Annotated in this window: 14 protein-coding genes; 7 read left to right on the plus strand and 7 right to left on the minus strand. The window is 48.4% G+C overall.

The window, feature by feature from the left end; genetic code table 11:
* The first annotated feature begins 137 nt into the window (after window positions 1–137).
* The 3 genes from ACO6V5_RS03225 to ACO6V5_RS03235 all read left to right on the plus strand — a co-directional run bounded on the left by ACO6V5_RS03225 (window position 138) and on the right by ACO6V5_RS03235 (window position 3,630).
* Complete coding sequence (locus ACO6V5_RS03225; RefSeq protein ID WP_422138389.1) at window positions 138–1,382, plus strand: lipoprotein-releasing ABC transporter permease subunit; 1,245 nt, start codon at window positions 138–140, stop codon at window positions 1,380–1,382.
* Window positions 1,375–2,070, plus strand: coding sequence for an ABC transporter ATP-binding protein (locus ACO6V5_RS03230; protein ID WP_422410272.1), 696 nt, complete (start codon window positions 1,375–1,377; stop codon window positions 2,068–2,070). Before ACO6V5_RS03225 ends, ACO6V5_RS03230 begins: the two co-directional genes overlap by 8 nt.
* A 195-nt stretch (window positions 2,071–2,265) precedes the next feature.
* Window positions 2,266–3,630: a leucyl aminopeptidase family protein gene (locus ACO6V5_RS03235; RefSeq protein WP_422134361.1), complete on the plus strand. Its 1,365-nt coding sequence runs from the start codon at window positions 2,266–2,268 to the stop codon at window positions 3,628–3,630.
* Window positions 3,631–3,932: 302 nt separating this feature from the next.
* On the opposite strand, the gene ACO6V5_RS03240 is transcribed toward ACO6V5_RS03235, so the two are convergent.
* On the minus strand, window positions 3,933–4,559 hold the full coding sequence (locus ACO6V5_RS03240; protein ID WP_422134360.1) for a hypothetical protein: 627 nt from the start codon (window positions 4,557–4,559) through the stop codon (window positions 3,933–3,935).
* Window positions 4,560–4,759: 200 nt separating this feature from the next.
* Here ACO6V5_RS03240 and ACO6V5_RS03245 point away from each other — a divergent pair, with 200 nt between their 5' ends.
* From ACO6V5_RS03245 to ACO6V5_RS03255, 3 genes are all read left to right on the plus strand, one after another.
* A complete protein-coding gene (locus ACO6V5_RS03245; RefSeq protein WP_422134359.1) occupies window positions 4,760–4,918 on the plus strand; it encodes a hypothetical protein in 159 nt (52 codons plus the stop codon).
* A 94-nt stretch (window positions 4,919–5,012) separates the two neighbouring features.
* Window positions 5,013–5,555 carry a hypothetical protein gene (locus tag ACO6V5_RS03250; RefSeq protein WP_422134358.1) on the plus strand — a complete coding sequence of 181 codons (543 nt, stop codon included), beginning with the start codon at window positions 5,013–5,015 and terminating at the stop codon, window positions 5,553–5,555.
* 9 nt (window positions 5,556–5,564) lie between these two features.
* On the plus strand, window positions 5,565–5,861 hold the full coding sequence (locus tag ACO6V5_RS03255) for a DUF6482 family protein (RefSeq protein WP_422410275.1): 297 nt from the start codon (window positions 5,565–5,567) through the stop codon (window positions 5,859–5,861).
* Here the strand turns inward: ACO6V5_RS03255 and ACO6V5_RS03260 are convergent.
* The 3 genes from ACO6V5_RS03260 to ACO6V5_RS03270 all read right to left on the minus strand — a co-directional run bounded on the left by ACO6V5_RS03260 (window position 5,827) and on the right by ACO6V5_RS03270 (window position 8,914).
* Window positions 5,827–6,120, minus strand: a complete 294-nt coding sequence (locus ACO6V5_RS03260; RefSeq protein WP_422441882.1) for a hypothetical protein — start codon at window positions 6,118–6,120, stop codon at window positions 5,827–5,829. The genes ACO6V5_RS03255 and ACO6V5_RS03260 overlap by 35 nt on opposite strands.
* Before the next feature lie 220 nt (window positions 6,121–6,340).
* Entirely contained in the window at window positions 6,341–7,672 is a 1,332-nt protein-coding gene (locus ACO6V5_RS03265) for an acetyl-CoA hydrolase/transferase family protein (RefSeq protein ID WP_422134355.1), read from the minus strand.
* Between the two features lie 195 nt (window positions 7,673–7,867).
* Window positions 7,868–8,914 carry a helix-turn-helix domain-containing protein gene (locus ACO6V5_RS03270; RefSeq protein ID WP_422138386.1) on the minus strand — a complete coding sequence of 349 codons (1,047 nt, stop codon included), beginning with the start codon at window positions 8,912–8,914 and terminating at the stop codon, window positions 7,868–7,870.
* Window positions 8,915–9,763: 849 nt separating this feature from the next.
* On the opposite strand from ACO6V5_RS03270, the gene sstT reads away from it, so the two are divergent.
* Window positions 9,764–11,014: a serine/threonine transporter SstT gene (sstT, locus tag ACO6V5_RS03275; protein ID WP_422134353.1), complete on the plus strand. Its 1,251-nt coding sequence runs from the start codon at window positions 9,764–9,766 to the stop codon at window positions 11,012–11,014.
* Window positions 11,015–11,086: 72 nt separating this feature from the next.
* Here the strand turns inward: sstT and katG are convergent, their stop codons facing one another.
* The 3 genes from katG to ACO6V5_RS03290 form a co-directional block, all read right to left on the minus strand.
* The gene (gene katG / locus ACO6V5_RS03280; protein ID WP_422410276.1) at window positions 11,087–13,267 is read right to left on the minus strand and encodes a catalase/peroxidase HPI; all 2,181 of its coding nucleotides are present in this window, start codon (window positions 13,265–13,267) and stop codon (window positions 11,087–11,089) included.
* 503 nt (window positions 13,268–13,770) lie between these two features.
* Window positions 13,771–14,421 carry a DJ-1/PfpI family protein gene (locus ACO6V5_RS03285; RefSeq protein ID WP_422410278.1) on the minus strand — a complete coding sequence of 217 codons (651 nt, stop codon included), beginning with the start codon at window positions 14,419–14,421 and terminating at the stop codon, window positions 13,771–13,773.
* Window positions 14,422–14,555: 134 nt separating this feature from the next.
* Window positions 14,556–15,494, minus strand: coding sequence for a hypothetical protein (locus tag ACO6V5_RS03290; RefSeq protein WP_422410280.1), 939 nt, complete (start codon window positions 15,492–15,494; stop codon window positions 14,556–14,558).
* Between the last annotated feature and the right edge of the window lie 77 nt (window positions 15,495–15,571).

Consider the following 15,571-nt stretch of genomic DNA (forward strand, 5'->3'; position numbering starts at 1 on the left):
CTGCAACAGCTCTGCAGCCCCGGTTATCGTTGTGGGAGACTGTCGCTTTTGCAAGGAAATGCAAACAGCCTTATTGTACCGGGCCGTTGGGGTTATAATAGCGAACTTCGCAACTATTGACGCCTCATAAATTTTAAATGTTCAGACCATTACCGTTTTTTGTCGGCCTCAGATATACCCGGGCCAAACGAAGGAATCACTTCATTTCCTTTATTTCACTCATGTCGATGGTTGGGCTGACCCTGGGGGTCTGTGTACTGATTATTGTCATGTCAGTCATGAACGGTTTTGACCGGGAACTGAAACAGCGCATTCTGGGTATGGTTCCCCATGCCACCATTACGTCAGCATCGGGCGGTATGCAAGACTGGCAGAATATTCTGGAACAGGTCTCCGGACAGGATGGGATTGTTGCTGCAGCTCCTTTTGTGGATGGTCAGGGGATGCTGACCAGTGGCAGCCAGGTTCGTGGGGCCATGGTTTACGGGATTGATCCGGCCTACGAAGAGCAGGTTTCAATTGTTAATCAGCATATGGAGCAGGGATCTCTCGACAACCTGAAACCCGGAAGGTTTGGCATAGTGCTGGGTGAAATCATGGCCCAGTCTCTGGGGGTCACAACCGGTGACAAGGTGACCATGGTTCTACCCGAGGCGAATGTGAACCTTGCCGGTGTTTTCCCCAGACTCAAGCGTTTCACTGTGGTCGGTATCTTTTCGGTAGGTGCTGAAGTGGACGGCAGTCTGGCTTATATCAACATTCAGGATGCTGCACGATTCATGAGAGTCCCTGAAGGTGTTGAAGGCATTCGGCTGAAAATGGAAAATCTGTTTGCTGCACCCAAACTGGCCTGGGATGTAGCTATTCAGCTGCCCGGTCGTTACTACGTGCAGGACTGGACTCGAACCCAGGGGCAACTGTTTCAGGCGATCCAGATGGAAAAAACCATGGTGGGCCTGCTGTTGACGTTGATTGTTGCGGTAGCGGCATTCAATATCGTCTCTACTCTGGTGATGGTGGTGACTGACAAGCAATCAGATATCGCTATTCTGAGAACACTGGGCGCCAGTCCGAAAACTATCATGGGTATCTTTATGGTACAGGGCTCTCTCATTGGTGTTGTGGGCACATTACTGGGGGTTGTACTCGGTATTATTGCTGCCTTGAACGTTTCTGAAATTATTTCAGCTCTTGAGTCCTCACTGGGTATCCAGTTCCTCAGTCCGGACGTTTATTTTATCAGTTATCTGCCTTCTGAATTGCAGTGGCGCGATGTTGCTGTCATCAGTATTGCAGGTCTGTCCATGAGTTTCCTGGCTACTCTGTATCCTGCCTGGAGAGCGTCTAAAACCCGGCCAGCAGAGGCACTTCGTTATGACTGAGTCCGTAAAAGTAATATTGGAGTGCAGGGCACTTGCCAAAAGTTTTGATGAAGGCCCTGAAAAGCTGGAAGTATTGAAAGACCTGAATCTGGTAGTCGCTCCCTCTGAAAGGTTAGCGGTGGTGGGCAGTTCCGGTTCAGGGAAGACGACATTACTGCAACTGCTGGCCGGACTGGATTGTCCTTCTTCCGGTGAAATCAAAGTCTGCGGCCATGACCTGTCGACGATGAAAGAGGCCCGGCAAAATGAGCTGAGAAATCGCCACCTCGGTTTTGTGTACCAGTTTCATCATCTGTTACCCGAGTTCACCGCCCTGGAAAATGTCTCTATGCCGCTGCTGCTGAGAAAGAAAATGCCCATCAGGCAGATTAAGGAGAGCGCCGAACGGCTGTTGGAAGCAGTGGGGTTGCTGGCAAGGGCCAAACATAAGCCCGCAGAATTATCCGGAGGTGAGCGTCAGCGTGTAGCCATTGCCAGAGCCCTGGTCGGCGAACCTGATCTGGTGTTTATGGATGAACCAACGGGTAACCTTGATCCTAACACTGCTGAAAAAGTGCACGGTTTAATGGCGACTCTCAGCAGAGAGTTCAAGACCAGTTTTATTGTGGTAACCCATGACATGAATCTTGCCAGGCAGATGGATCGAGTTTTTCGACTGGAGTCTGGCAGGTTGATTATGGATTCTTAAGCCTGCCGCAGCTCCAAAAACGCTATGCCCACTGGCATGGTTAATGTGGCTCTGATAGCATGGGGCAAACGGCAATATTGCGGTTTGCCCCATGCATCTGCTACCGCACAGGGTGTGCAGGCTGCCTCGATACTGAGTACCTTCTTTCGATATTGTTGTCTTTTAATTCCTTTTATTCCCAAATGGTAGAGACCTATGCTTTCCTATTTGCTGGCTGGTGACCACGGTATTCCTCTGACTCTGATTGAAACTTCAGATTATGATCGTTGGTTTGATGAGCAGTCAGAGCCTCTTCAGAACTGGCTGACCTGCACAGACTACAAAGGAAAAGGCATCAGTCTGATCCCCGGTGAAGAAGGTGTCATGGGGCAGGTCATTGTGGGGGTTGAAGATCTCTCCAGTCACTTTATCTGCGGTGATCTGGTCAATCAGCTGCCAGCCGGAGACTACAAACTTCAGGGGGATGAAAACCTGCTCAAACTGGCTGCATTCAGCTGGGGACTGGGTGCCTATCAGTTTAACCGCTACAAAAAAACTGATCAGAAAGAGTGTCCAAGGTTGATTCTGCCGAGCCAGGCTCAGGTTGAAGAAGCTGAAAAGTATGTTAAAGCGGTGGCTAGCGTTCGTGATCTGGTAAACACCCCGGCAGGTGATATGATGCCTGAGCATTTGGGCGAGGCAGTGGCAAAGCTGGCTGAAGAGTTCGGTGGCAAAGTCAGTCAGATTGTAGGTGATGAGCTGTTGGCCCAAAATTACCCCACCATTCATGCGGTAGGCCGTGCCAGTAGCCATGCGCCACGACTTATCGATATGACCTGGGGTGACGAGAAGCATCCATTGATTACTCTGGTGGGTAAGGGCGTCTGCTTCGACAGTGGTGGTCTGGACATGAAAGGCTCAGCGGGTATGCGCTTGATGAAAAAAGATATGGGCGGTGCCGCTCACGTCATTGGACTGGCGCGTTTGATTATGGACTTCAATCTGCCTGTTCGTCTGAGAATGCTGATTCCAGCCGTAGAAAATGCGGTTGCCGGCAATGCCCTGCGTCCCGGCGATGTTGTGAAAACCCGCCAGGGTCTGACAGTAGAAATTCACAACACCGATGCAGAAGGTCGTCTGGTTTTGTGTGAGGCTCTGACCGAGGCCAGTGCCGAAAATCCTGAAATGATTGTCGATTTCGCCACGCTGACTGGCGCCTGCCGTATAGCCCTGGGTACTGAAGTGGGTGGCTTTTATACCGACGATACGGCTTTGGCGTGTGAACTGATGCAGGCAGGTGATAAAACGGAGGACCCGGTCTGGCGCCTGCCGTTGCACAAGGGCTACAAATACATGCTTAAAAGCGAAATCGCTGACATGACCAACTGTGCCAGGGAGCCTTATGGGGGTTCTATTACTGCGGCACTCTACCTGCAGGATTTTGTCGGCAAGGACATTCCCTGGGTTCACTTTGATATCATGGCCTGGAATATTCGTAATCAGCCAGGTCGTCCTGTAGGTGGAGAAGCTTTCGGGGTTCGTGCCATGTTTGAAGTACTGCTGGATCGCTACGGCCATTAATCTGACTGTTTGTCCCGTCCTGCAATCAATTGATTCAGGACGGGATAGCGGACGAGGTAATCTGTATTTTTGCAAGGCGAGGCTATCTGCCAGGCTGCCTTCTGCCAGCAGGCGATCAGTAGGAACCCTTCCAGACTGCCTCCCGGAGAATAAGCAACAAGATACAGTGCGCTAGCCCCTGACTTTGGCACGGGTTGCCCGGCCAGGGCGACGCCCGGCAGTGCCCAGGCAACAATCTTCGATAAGCAGGTGTGGCAAGATCGATCATGTTATTGCTTCTGTCAGGTGCTCAATCGTTCATTCTACAAGTCAATTTCTTCTGAGCGTATAGATTTCTGGAATGCTAATTTATCTGTATTTAACCAAGCTGTTGATTCACAATTCCATCCCGGAATACAAAAATCTTCTGTGCAATGCACAGCATCAAACTCGGTAGCTACTCGTTCCCAGTCGATATAATCATCATTTTCTGCATGGGGGAAGTTTTTCACTAAATTTTCATATTTTTCAAAGGAATCAATCTTTAATATTTTTGCCGTTTCTGAAACTTTAAACTGAGCAGCATCGTTTCCTAACCAGAATCTCAAACTATTTTCTCTACACCACTCTATCCAGGCAGTTGTACTTTTACTGCTTGTGGCGTCTTTTTTTAGAGTGGAGGTCCAAAAAGCATTATCAGGTTTATCTGATGGTATTCTCAGCCACAATGGGATTGCGTTATTTTTAGTGATAGAAGAACTAAGTATGTGTCCGTTTTTTACTTTTGCCACTTTTCTGGTGGTGATTAATCTTTGCAAATCAAAGTATTCATTACCTCTGGGTATAAACACCTGAGATGAATGATAATCTTCAGACGTCGTAACTTGACTGGTTGCAGCACAGGTTTGAAAGTTTGTTGACCCAAAGGGCTGGATAGGGGCTGAATTCACAGTATATTCCTTTCATGTTTTCTTTCTAGAGTGCTCATTCATCATAAAGTTCATAACAATCTTGTTAGCGCATCTAACGTATGCTTCCAGTTCGTTCAGGTGCTTCGCCTTCATCACCCGACGCCCCTCTGGCTCAGGTTTGAATTGAGCGTTGAATTTGAAACCAGTGTAAGAATGAAGACGATCGTGCTATAACCCCAATGTCTGAGCCCATCACGCAAAGTAAATACCAAATCTTTGTACCTTTAACTGAGTCGGTAAAACTGGAAATTGTCATGGTCTGGCGAAAAAAAGTGACCTCTCTGGCCGACCGAACCTTCAGGGAGTTTGTCAAGGAAAGGTGCGCCAAAAAGCCCTGATGCTTTCTAAGTGATCCAAATTCGCCAATCATCCGTAATAGCTCTAATATTGAGTTTTGAGACCTTACTTAATCACCGCAAGAAGGTGTTTTGTATGTTAAGAGTACTCTATCGTCTGCCTGACCTCGCCTTCGCCCAAAAGCTGAACGACCTTGCCGAAGCTGAAGGGGTCTCTCACAATCGAATCCACATCGCTCACAAAGATCATCTGGCGACGCAGAAAAAGCATTTGAATGATCTGTCCTTTATCGAAGAATACGACACGGTTCGTTCAGGTGAGAGAGGTTTTCTCATTGGTATCCTGCTGACAGTACTGACCGGCCTTGCGGTCCATGAATTAATGGCGGCGCATCCGGTTGCCCCGGTGGTCACTTTTTTCGCATGCATGGTGGTACTGGGTTACTCGACTTGGCTGGGGGGGTTGATCGGCGCTTCCAGTGACAACTTCAGGCTCCAGCCTTTCCATGATCACCTTGAACAGGGTGGCTCTGTAGTCATGCTGGATGTTGAATCCAATTCTGTTTCTAAACTGATGCGCGTCATCGCAATTCACATTCCTGAGGCGGAACCGGCTGGCAGTAGCCAAAGGCTGGACAACCCCTTCATGGGATCCTGGTTACTCAGAAAACATTCGTGAGGCAAGGTTATGAATCTGAAAACACTGACTGCCGTTGTTCGCCAAAAGCAGACACATCTGGAGCTGATTTCGGCTGAAGGTGACATCTATTTGTGCCGGATTAACGACAGGGAATGGCTTACCGAGCGTGCAGAAAATAAGCCCAAAGTCTTTCACAGCATTTTCGAGGCCAAATACACTTTAGGCAAGGATCTGTCGGATCAACTGGATATGGTGATGTCTTCAGCCTATGACGAAATGATCAGCTCAGGCGATTCCGGTGAAGGTAAAACTATCCGTCATGGGCTTTTAAAAATTGATCGATAGCCCGACACCATTGATCGCTTGATCGATCAGGCAACAGGTTCTGATCTCGTAAGTTGAGTCTGAATTCCACAACTGAGCGCCATTCCGTGGAGCCGGGATCAGGGCCGTGTCCCATGCCATCGCCTGTGGGTACTCTCGACTCTGCATACTCATACCAGCTTTCGGTACACATCGACTTTTCTTCTGGTCGACCATGATAAGAACACCCCGTCAGAAACAAGCCGATGACTAGCCCTGCCAGAAGATTGTGAGACTGCATCGCCTGCCCTCCTCCGTTTATTGAATCCCCGCTAAAAACCCCGTAATCATCACCGAGGACGTGAAGGCGGGGATCTGAGCCAGGCTTGCAAAGCAAGCCTCTGGAGCTATTCTACAATGGTCGTCTCTTCAGAGACGATAGCATTCTCCAATTTAAAAGCCTAAGCATCGATCGACCTTTGCAGAATTAATCAAGGTTCGCAGAAGAGAAAATGTCCGTTTTAGTCGATCAGACCTGCTTCACGTGCCTGGGCAGTGAGGGGCTCGCGGAAATCCGGATGAGAGATGGCAATCAGGGCTGCAGTACGGTCTTTGAGGGGTTTGTTGTGCACGTCGGCAACACCGTACTCTGTGACAATGAACATAGCGTCACTGCGTGGTGTGGTCACCGGTGTTCCGGCGGGCAGGGTCAGTTGAATGCGGGATTCCAGGCCGTTTTTGCCTTTGAAGACAGACGACAGGGCGATAAAGGACTTACCACCTTTGGACATGCCAGCGCCGCGAACAAAATCAAGCTGACCACCTGTGCATGAAATCTGGTTCAGACCAACACCTTCAGCCGCAATCTGGCCGGTCAGGTCGCACATCAAAGCTCCGTTGATGGAAATGAAATTATCCTGTTTAGCTATTTCTTCCGGCCTGTTCAGCGTTGACAGGGGCATGACATGGGTGTCGTCGTTGTTATCCAGAAAATCCAGAAGGTCCCGACTTCCTACAGCCAGTCCGTAAACCAGTTTGTTTTTGTCAATGGTTTTATTGCTGTTATCAATAGCGCCAATTTTAATCAGGTGCAGCAGGGAGTCTGTCATCATTTCCGAATGCACGCCCAGATTCTTTTTGTTTTCCAAACCATAGGCAACCGCATCTGAGAGTCCGCCAAAACCGATCTGAATGGTGTCTCCATCATTAATGTAAGGCAGAATGTGGCTCGCAATACTCTGTTCCAGTTCGCTTGGCTGGGCCTGTGGCGCGAAGGGCAGTTCGTGATTGCATTCAACCAGTTTGTCAATCTGGTCTACATGAACAAAGTTACTTTCACCTTTAAGATAGGGTACCTGGTCGTTAACAACCACGATCACCTTTTCGGCATTTTCGACCACGCTGTCGCCTAACAGGGCACCGATATGACCCAGACTCATAAAGCCATTTTCATCAGGTCGGGAAACTTCCATCAACAGAACATTCGGCTTCATGATGTTTTTCATAAAGCTCTGCGTCTGGGAAAAATGCACAGAATTAATCTTTATATTGCCATGAGGTCCCAGAAATTTTCTCTCCAGTGGCCCGGTAAATAAACAGTTGTAATTGATGTGGCCTTTAAATTCTGCCTTGAGAAAATCAAAAGGAAACATTAATAGTGCGCCGAACAATTCAACGTCTTTCAATTCATCTTTACGATGACAAAGCTGTTTAAGAACCGGGATAGCAACACCATTGGCACCACCAATCCAAACCCTGTCCCCGGACTGGATTTCATTTGCCGCACTTTCCAGGGGTGACCATTTACGATCGTAGGTTGATTGCCAGTTTTTGATATCAAATTGAGCAGTCATAGTGACTCCTTTTTTATTTGCACAGAGTGACCCGCCCCGAAAATATCTGTAACTCAGGGTCTTGTCTGGTAACGTTGAGGTCTTCACTTTACATCAATGTTCCATCAAAAACTTGGCAGAGTGCGCCATGTGCTTGTTTGTTACCGACTGTCAATAAAGGGTTTGATTTGAGCCATATTTCGTACCGTTTTATTTTTAAACGTTGAAGGATTGGACATTGTGGTACTGCCTTGGCGACAAACCTGTCCAGCTTTTAAACGCTCTGGAAAAACTGCTCAAATCGCCAAACCCTAACTCATAGGCGACAGTGGAAAGGGGCGTATCGCCGGACTCAATCAGGGCAATCGCTTTTTCATGGCGTATTTTGTTAACCAGTTCCCGGTAACTCAGCCCCAGCTCTGTCAGTTTTCTCTGGAATGTACGACTGCTCATATTCATCAGGCTTGCCATTTCACCAGTCGTTGGCGGTATAAGCGGGCTCAACTCCAGGAGTGAGCGACTGACTTTTAAAACAAGGTTGCTTTTTTCGATCATTAACAGCTTTTTCTGAACCAGTGACTCATTTGCCTGAAGCAGCTCTGGGTCAGAGGTGCGCAGAGGCTGATCCAGTGCATCAACACTGAATTCTATGCGAAACTGAGACATGGAGAATTTCAGAGTACTTTCCAATTTCCCCTCAAGTCTTTTGTGGTATGTCGGTTGTTCAAATGGCAGGTGTATCGTGATTTTGGCTTCATTGTCCCAGCGTATTACCCTGGTAACAGCTGAAACCAGGGCCATCATGCCATGTGTGGTCAGGTTGACCTGTTTATCGAGAGCGTCACTGTCAATTAATAATAATGTGGCTGTCCCGGCTTTTTCATTGAAGATGATTCGGGTAGTTGTCGTGACCAATGATTGATACATCTCCAGTTTTTCAATTCGTTGCCTGAGTGATGCAGCACTCCATAAGACGATACCCAGCGACTTGATATCAAGCGGTTGGAGTGAAAGCCCCAGATCGACCGGTAACAGCGGGTTATCAGTTTGCTCCACGGCCCAGTAGAGCAGCCTGCGAGCGCCATCAACCGGGACTGGCCTGTCGCAGTATGACCAGCTTTCAAGAGGAATATTGAAATGCTCGGGAGGTAATGGATCCACCCCATGTTTCTGTAATTGCAGATTAATCAGGTCAAACCAGCGTCCACTGACCGTTCCGCGGTATTTATTAATCACTTCCGATGATGAATCGTTAAAAGACATTTTACGGTACATAAATTTCCGGTTCGTTGAAGAGGTGTGCTGGTAAACGTGCAAACTTGATGGATTAAACTTTCAACCTGGTCTGGGGGGCGACTGGCAGTCCAGCGACGAAAGGCGCATGAAGTTCCGGCGTGTTTGCCATTGTGGTAATGTTTGCATCACTGTCGTTCGGCACTTTTAATGCCTGTTTCAGATTATACCGCTCAAAAAGAGACTTGAAACGGATACTTTCGTGATTCAAACAACGAGCTAACTTCCTTTGGCTGTGATTGCTTTTTCGGCAGAAGACAGTGTCAGAGAGCGAATATACCTATTGTTCATGTGATTTACTGATTAATGTCTCGAGGGAAACCCTTCCCATTACCGTTCAATCCACAATGACGTGTCATCCCGGACTCTCTATCCTCACTGCTGAGTTCAATAAATGAACAGGAAAAAAGCTTTAAAGGCCAATAAACGATGGGTAAAGCTGATTTTTATCCCACGCATAAAGATCAACAGGGTCAGGGGCAAAGTGACGCAATGCCTCCACTGAAATGACCACTGAGCCAGCTGGCGGAAAAGTAATAGTGAACTTACTCTGTAGAATAACGGTCTAAATATATAACTTATATCAATAATGCAGAGGGCCTGATCCATTAGTTTTGGGCACTTGATTTGTGTGAACTGCTTATAAAATGATCGCCCGATAGGTGATTTCCGTTATATCCAGGGGCCTTTCAGACGAGGGGAATGGTACGGAAAGATTGATGAGCAAACAGCCAAAAGCCGGGAGCTCAGCCTTTCCCCGATCGTCAACTGATTGTCTGAAAGGGCGTCAATTTCATTATAAATAAAGTGGGGTATGGTATGGGTGAAACTCAATCTCTATTCGAACGCATGGCCAGCACGAGCCTGGTTCTGAGGATAATCGCAGGTATTGTAATGGGGGCAGGCCTTGGGGTCGTCGCTCCTGATACCGCTATCTCTTTCTCTTTGCTGGGTTCTCTGTTCGTTGGTTCCCTCAAAGCAATAGCACCTGTTCTGGTCTTTGTACTAGTGGTGGCTTCTATTGCCAACCAGAAGAAAGGTCAGCACACCAACATGAGGCCCATCATCAGCCTCTACCTGATCGGCACCCTGGCGGCCTCTCTGACGGCCGTTGCCATGAGCTTTGCTTTTCCGGTTACTCTCACTCTGGTCACTAATGAAGCCAGTGCCAACCCGCCCCAGGGCATTGGTGAAGTTCTGAACACCCTGTTGTTCAACATTGTCCAGAATCCCGTTGAAGCTCTGATGACCGGTAATTTTATCGGTATTCTGACATGGGCTATCGCACTGGGGCTTGCTCTGCATCGTGCTTCTGATAGCACCAAGCGTTTTATTCATGACCTTTCCGATGCGGTATCCAACGTCGTTCGGTTTGTTATCCAGCTGGCACCTTTTGGTATCTTCGGTCTGGTCGCCAACACCATAGCCCAGACTGGTTTCTCTGCTCTGGCTGAGTACGGGCAGCTGTTGATGGTTCTGATCGGTTGTATGCTGATTATTGCGCTGGTCGTGAACCCGCTGATCGTGTTCGCCAAACTCAGGCGCAACCCATACCCACTGATTTTCCAATGCCTGCGTGAAAGTGGTGTAACCGCATTTTTCACCCGTAGCTCCGCCGCTAACATTCCAGTGAACATGGAGCTTTGCAAAAAGTTGAACCTGCATGAGGATACATACTCTGTATCCATTCCTCTGGGAGCGACCATCAACATGGCGGGCGCTGCCATCACCATCACTGTAATGACTCTTGCTGCTGTCAATACTCTGGGTATCCAGGTGGACATGCCAACGGCTCTGATTCTGAGCCTGATTGCTGCTGTGTCTGCCTGCGGCGCCTCAGGTGTGGCAGGTGGCTCTTTGCTGCTGATTCCTCTGGCTTGCAGCCTGTTCGGCATCTCTGCTGATGTGGCTATGCAGGTTGTTGCCGTTGGTTTTATCATCGGTGTTATCCAGGATTCCGCTGAAACGGCATTGAACAGTTCAACCGACGTTTTGTTCACTGCTGCAGCCTGTATCTCTGCTGAAGAGAATGGTCAGGCTGTCGATGTCATCCGGCAAGCTAATGCCTGAGACTGAAGTATTTTTCAGTACTTAAAAAAAACCGCCAGCTGATTCTGGCGGTTTTTGTATTGGTTGAAGCAATCAGGAATCCCTGAGGTCGAACCGGTCAAGATCCATCACTTTCAGCCAGGCGGCAGCGAAGTCGTGAACAAACTTCTCACCGGCGTCGTCCGAACCATAGACTTCGGCTACTGCACGGAGTTCGGAGTTTGAACCAAAAATCAGATCTACCCGGGTTGCGCTCCACTGACTGGCCCCGGTTTTACGATCGTGTCCTTCAAAAATATTTTCATCCACCGATGTAGCTTTCCACTCAGTGTCCATATTCAGCAGATTGATAAAGAAATCATTGCTCAGGGCATCTGATTTAGAGGTGAAAACCCCATGCTGACTCTGGTCACTGTTGGTATTCAGAACACGCATGCCAGCAACAAGTACCGTCATTTCAGGGATAGTCAGGGTCAACAGCTGAGCCTTGTCGATTAAAAGTGCTTCCGCAGGAACATCCATAGTATTTTTTTGATAGTTTCTGAAGCCGTCCGCTAGAGGCTCCAGTAGCCGGAAGCTCTGAACATCCGTTTGCTGCTGTAAAGCATCCATACGACCAGGGTTGAATTTCAGGTCAATAGTGTAGCCTGCATTTTTAGCAGACTGTTCAACAGCGGCACAACCACCCAGGACAATCAGGTCGGCCAGGGAAATCTTTTTGTTACCTGATTGAGAACCATTGAACGCTTGCTGGATATCTTCAAGCTGCTGCAGAACGCGAGTAAGTTGTTCTGGCCTGTTGACCTCCCAACTTTTCTGGGGCTCCAGCCGGATTCTGGCGCCATTGGCGCCACCACGCATATCCGAGCCTCTGAAGGTTGAGGCAGAAGCCCAGGCGGTTGATACCAGTTCACTGATTGAGAGAGTAGAACCCAGAATCTGTTGCTTGAGCACAGCCTGATCCTCCCTATTGATCAGTTCATGATCAACAGAAGGAATGGGGTCTTGCCAGATCATTACTTCGCTGGGCACTTCCGGACCCAGGTAGCGTGAAATGGGTCCCATGTCCCGATGAGTCAGCTTAAACCAGGCTCGGGCAAAGGCATCGGCAAACTGATCCGGATGTTCATAAAAGTTTCTGGATATCTTTTCATAAGCTGCGTCAAAACGAAGTGACAGATCGGTAGTCAGCATGGTGGGCTGATGACGTTTTGTTGGATCATGGGCATCAGGAATAGTGTCTTCACTGTCTTTGGCCACCCATTGATAGGCTCCGGCCGGACTTTTGGTCAGTTCCCATTCGTGTTGGAACAGATTTTCAAAATACAGGTTGCTCCACTGGGTTGGCTGGCTGGTCCAGGTCACTTCCGGACCACCCGTAATGGTATCGCCGGCTTTTCCAGATCCATGGCTGCTGCTCCATCCCAGTCCCTGCTCGGTTATGTCTGCTGCTTCGGGTTCAGGACCGACCAGAGATGGGTCACCCGCCCCGTGACACTTGCCAAAAGTATGGCCACCTGCAATCAGGGCAACGGTCTCCTCATCGTCCATCGCCATGCGTGCAAAAGTACTCCGGATTTCCATAGCAGCAGCTTTTGGGTCAGGATTGCCATTAGGACCTTCGGGGTTAACATAGATCAGGCCCATCTCGACGGCGGCCAGTGGCTTTTCCAGATTACGTTCACCGATGTGGCGCTCGTCTCCCAGCCAGGTTTTCTCGTTGCCCCAGTAAATATCTTTTTCTGATTCCCAGATATCTACTCGCCCGCCGGCAAAGCCAAAGGTTTTAAAGCCCATTGTTTCCAGAGCCACATTACCTGTCAGAATCAGCAGGTCAGCCCAGGACAGTTTTCGGCCGTATTTCTGTTTAACAGGCCAGAGCAAACGACGGGCCTTGTCGAGATTGGCATTATCTGGCCAACTGTTAAGGGGGGCAAAACGCTGGCTACCCGTTCCTGCACCACCACGGCCATCAAGATTGCGATAGGTTCCGGCACTGTGCCAGGCCATCCGGACAAAGAGAGGACCATAATGACCAAAGTCGGCGGGCCACCAGGACTGGGAGTCGGTCATCAGTGATGTGAGGTCGGTCTTGACCGCCCCGAAATCCAGGCTGTTGAACTCAGCCGCATAATCGAAATGCGCACCCATCGGGTTTGAAGCACCACCGTGTTGACGCAGAATTTCCAGATTTAATCGATTGGGCCACCAATCCTGGTTGGAAGTACCACTGCCAGCGGCATGATGCATAATCGGACATTGATTAACAGACATACAAAGCCTCCGATTCGTTCCTGTAGAAACGCAGAACAAACTTCTTAAGGTCAAGGTAGCCGCTCAGAAAGTGTCAGAGAGGTCGCCTGACTAGGAGCCTGACCGAGAATAGACTGCCCTACTGCGGTGGCAGCAAATTGGTCTGAAAATCCGCTTTTGTTCGTCAAATAGCTCGCTATTCTCCTCACAAAACCGAATTTTCATCCTCAATTTTCTGCCGTCCTCGCTACGGGCGCTATTCTCGGTCAGGCTCCTAGGACGAGGCCACCCAGATGCAGTCGGACTTAAGTCAAAAGGATCGGATGATTGTGAAGTTTAAGAGCCATTGGCTGTGTAAGCAAATGAAACAGTGACTTCATTTGAGTAAGGTTTTAGTCTCAGTCAATCACTGCTTCAATAAGTTCCGGATCAATGATCAAAGTCCCTGAGCAAGCTGAACTGACCGAGGCATGAAACTTTGCGATCAAACGACCAGATGGTTTTGCATCGAAGCCCGTAAGTACTCAACCATAGGAAATCATATTTTCTGACTCATTGCTCAGGTGCTCGCGGCAACTGCTCCTGCGTTGCTCTGGCTCCTGCATCCATACAAAGTCCATCTGTCTTGCAGTTTTCTCAGCAAGTTCCTGACTGTGCAGCAAACTCACCAGGGAAAGACTCATATCGATTCCGGCGGTAATACCGGCTGATGTCATAATAGAGCCGTCTTTTACCCAGCGCTGGTCAGAGACCACAAGCAGTTGTGGATAATGTTGCCTCAGGTCAGGAATATCTTCCCAGTGAGTAGTGACTTTCTGATCGGTTAGAATGCCCGCTTCGGCCAGGATAAAAGCGCCAGTGCAAACGGATGTTGTCATGTGTGCACTGGCTGAAAAAGTTCGAAGCCAGTCCAGTACCTGAGGCTTTTTCAATTCAGCATGATAGACACCGCCAACCACCATCAGTAAGTCAACAGGGGGGTGATTGTAGAACCCATAGTCAGGGTTCACGCTGTATCCGGCTCGGGCAGTAACGGTTTCACCAGTCTCTCCTATCAGAAAGACATTAAAAGGCTCGCCGTCTGCACAGACCCGGCTGGCTGTTGAAAACACTTCATAAGGACCGGAAAAATCCAGTACTTCTGCATTGTCGTATATATAGATAGCAATGTTCATGGATTCTTATTCTTGATTTGAGTGCTATTCAGTTTCTCGAATATAAAGAAACCCGGCCAGCGAGACAAGCGATAAAGCAGAGAAATATGTCTCGGAGAATTTCGAACCCCTCGCAGCACTCAAAGTCACTGACTTCAAAGCCCATCTTTTGTCACCAGATTTTTGTCTGAATTTCGGCTCAAAAAGGACATCAGTTGTTCTAAATTCGGATTTGCGAACAGGGTAAACAGGACGCGTTCACAGGATTCCCCTGCAACCAGACTCATCTTGTTCACTTTGTGTTCCGACCAGAGGTTCTCGAAAAAAAAGCAGCCACTTTCTGGATAGGAATACGTTTTGACCGTTTCAGGAATGTAGCTTGGCGTATAAAAAAACTTAGAATAAAGTCTGGAAAAAAACGTTTCTTGTGCGCGTTCAGCAAAAGACAGCTCTCCGCCGGAGTATGTACCGTTTTCCTGCTCGCATGGCGAAACGACTGTTAACATTGATAAACTGGTCCAGTCATAATGCCAACCCAGATGCGATATTTCCGGGAAGTCTGAATTGAGCGTATATTTTAGTATGCTGGCGTGAAATGGCACTCTCTGATCGGACCAATTGCCTAGTTGAGCCATTTTTTCCAGGCTGGAACAGGTGAAATCAGCCACTGATTCAGTGACATTTTTTTTCTCAAGATAGGCTCTCACCTGATCTTCGTCAGCTAATTTACAAGACCTGTCAAATGCGATAACGGGTGCCAGCATTTCACCTGAACAAAATGCCCCGAGCACTGGCACATTATAGCGATCCTTGTGGGGACTGCTGTCCAGGAAATTTGGGTAGTATTTCATTTCTTTTTCATGGGCCAGATACTCTAATCTGTTATCGGCAAAGGCATCAAAGCTTCTGGCTTCTTTTGCGTCCTTGTATACCTTAAGCATTAAGTTTTTATCTAAAAAGTTATCGTATCTGGCAATAAACCGGCCACTAAATGTTGGTTGAGTGGTATCCCCTGTCTCTTGACCGATTTTAGCGCGCCATTGGTCGAGCAGTCTGTTATTGTTTCCTGGCTGAATCCATGCTTCTCTCATCATCAAGTCCTCCTTGAAAAATTAAATGGTCAACCTCTCTAACTTGGTACAAAAGTTCTGATCATTCTTTAAATTAGACA

It is taken from the genome of Endozoicomonas sp. ALD068, from assembly GCF_049310145.1.
In the GTDB taxonomy this organism is placed as follows: Bacteria; Pseudomonadota; Gammaproteobacteria; order Pseudomonadales; family Endozoicomonadaceae; genus Endozoicomonas_A.

What these genes read in the sequence shown, in the direction of transcription:
- sstT (WP_422134353.1), top strand. Translation starts at nt 9,764, where the DNA reads ATGGGTGAAACTCAATCTCTATTCGAACGCATGGCCAGCACGAGCCTG.
- ACO6V5_RS03290 (WP_422410280.1), bottom strand. Translation starts at nt 15,494, where the DNA reads ATGATGAGAGAAGCATGGATTCAGCCAGGAAACAATAACAGACTGCTC.
- ACO6V5_RS03260 (WP_422441882.1), bottom strand. Translation starts at nt 6,120, where the DNA reads ATGCAGTCTCACAATCTTCTGGCAGGGCTAGTCATCGGCTTGTTTCTG.
- ACO6V5_RS03255 (WP_422410275.1), top strand. Translation starts at nt 5,565, where the DNA reads ATGAATCTGAAAACACTGACTGCCGTTGTTCGCCAAAAGCAGACACAT.
- ACO6V5_RS03235 (WP_422134361.1), top strand. Translation starts at nt 2,266, where the DNA reads ATGCTTTCCTATTTGCTGGCTGGTGACCACGGTATTCCTCTGACTCTG.
- katG (WP_422410276.1), bottom strand. Translation starts at nt 13,267, where the DNA reads ATGTCTGTTAATCAATGTCCGATTATGCATCATGCCGCTGGCAGTGGT.
- ACO6V5_RS03245 (WP_422134359.1), top strand. Translation starts at nt 4,760, where the DNA reads ATGTCTGAGCCCATCACGCAAAGTAAATACCAAATCTTTGTACCTTTA.
- ACO6V5_RS03265 (WP_422134355.1), bottom strand. Translation starts at nt 7,672, where the DNA reads ATGACTGCTCAATTTGATATCAAAAACTGGCAATCAACCTACGATCGT.
- ACO6V5_RS03270 (WP_422138386.1), bottom strand. Translation starts at nt 8,914, where the DNA reads ATGTCTTTTAACGATTCATCATCGGAAGTGATTAATAAATACCGCGGA.
- ACO6V5_RS03230 (WP_422410272.1), top strand. Translation starts at nt 1,375, where the DNA reads ATGACTGAGTCCGTAAAAGTAATATTGGAGTGCAGGGCACTTGCCAAA.
- ACO6V5_RS03250 (WP_422134358.1), top strand. Translation starts at nt 5,013, where the DNA reads ATGTTAAGAGTACTCTATCGTCTGCCTGACCTCGCCTTCGCCCAAAAG.
- ACO6V5_RS03285 (WP_422410278.1), bottom strand. Translation starts at nt 14,421, where the DNA reads ATGAACATTGCTATCTATATATACGACAATGCAGAAGTACTGGATTTT.
- ACO6V5_RS03225 (WP_422138389.1), top strand. Translation starts at nt 138, where the DNA reads ATGTTCAGACCATTACCGTTTTTTGTCGGCCTCAGATATACCCGGGCC.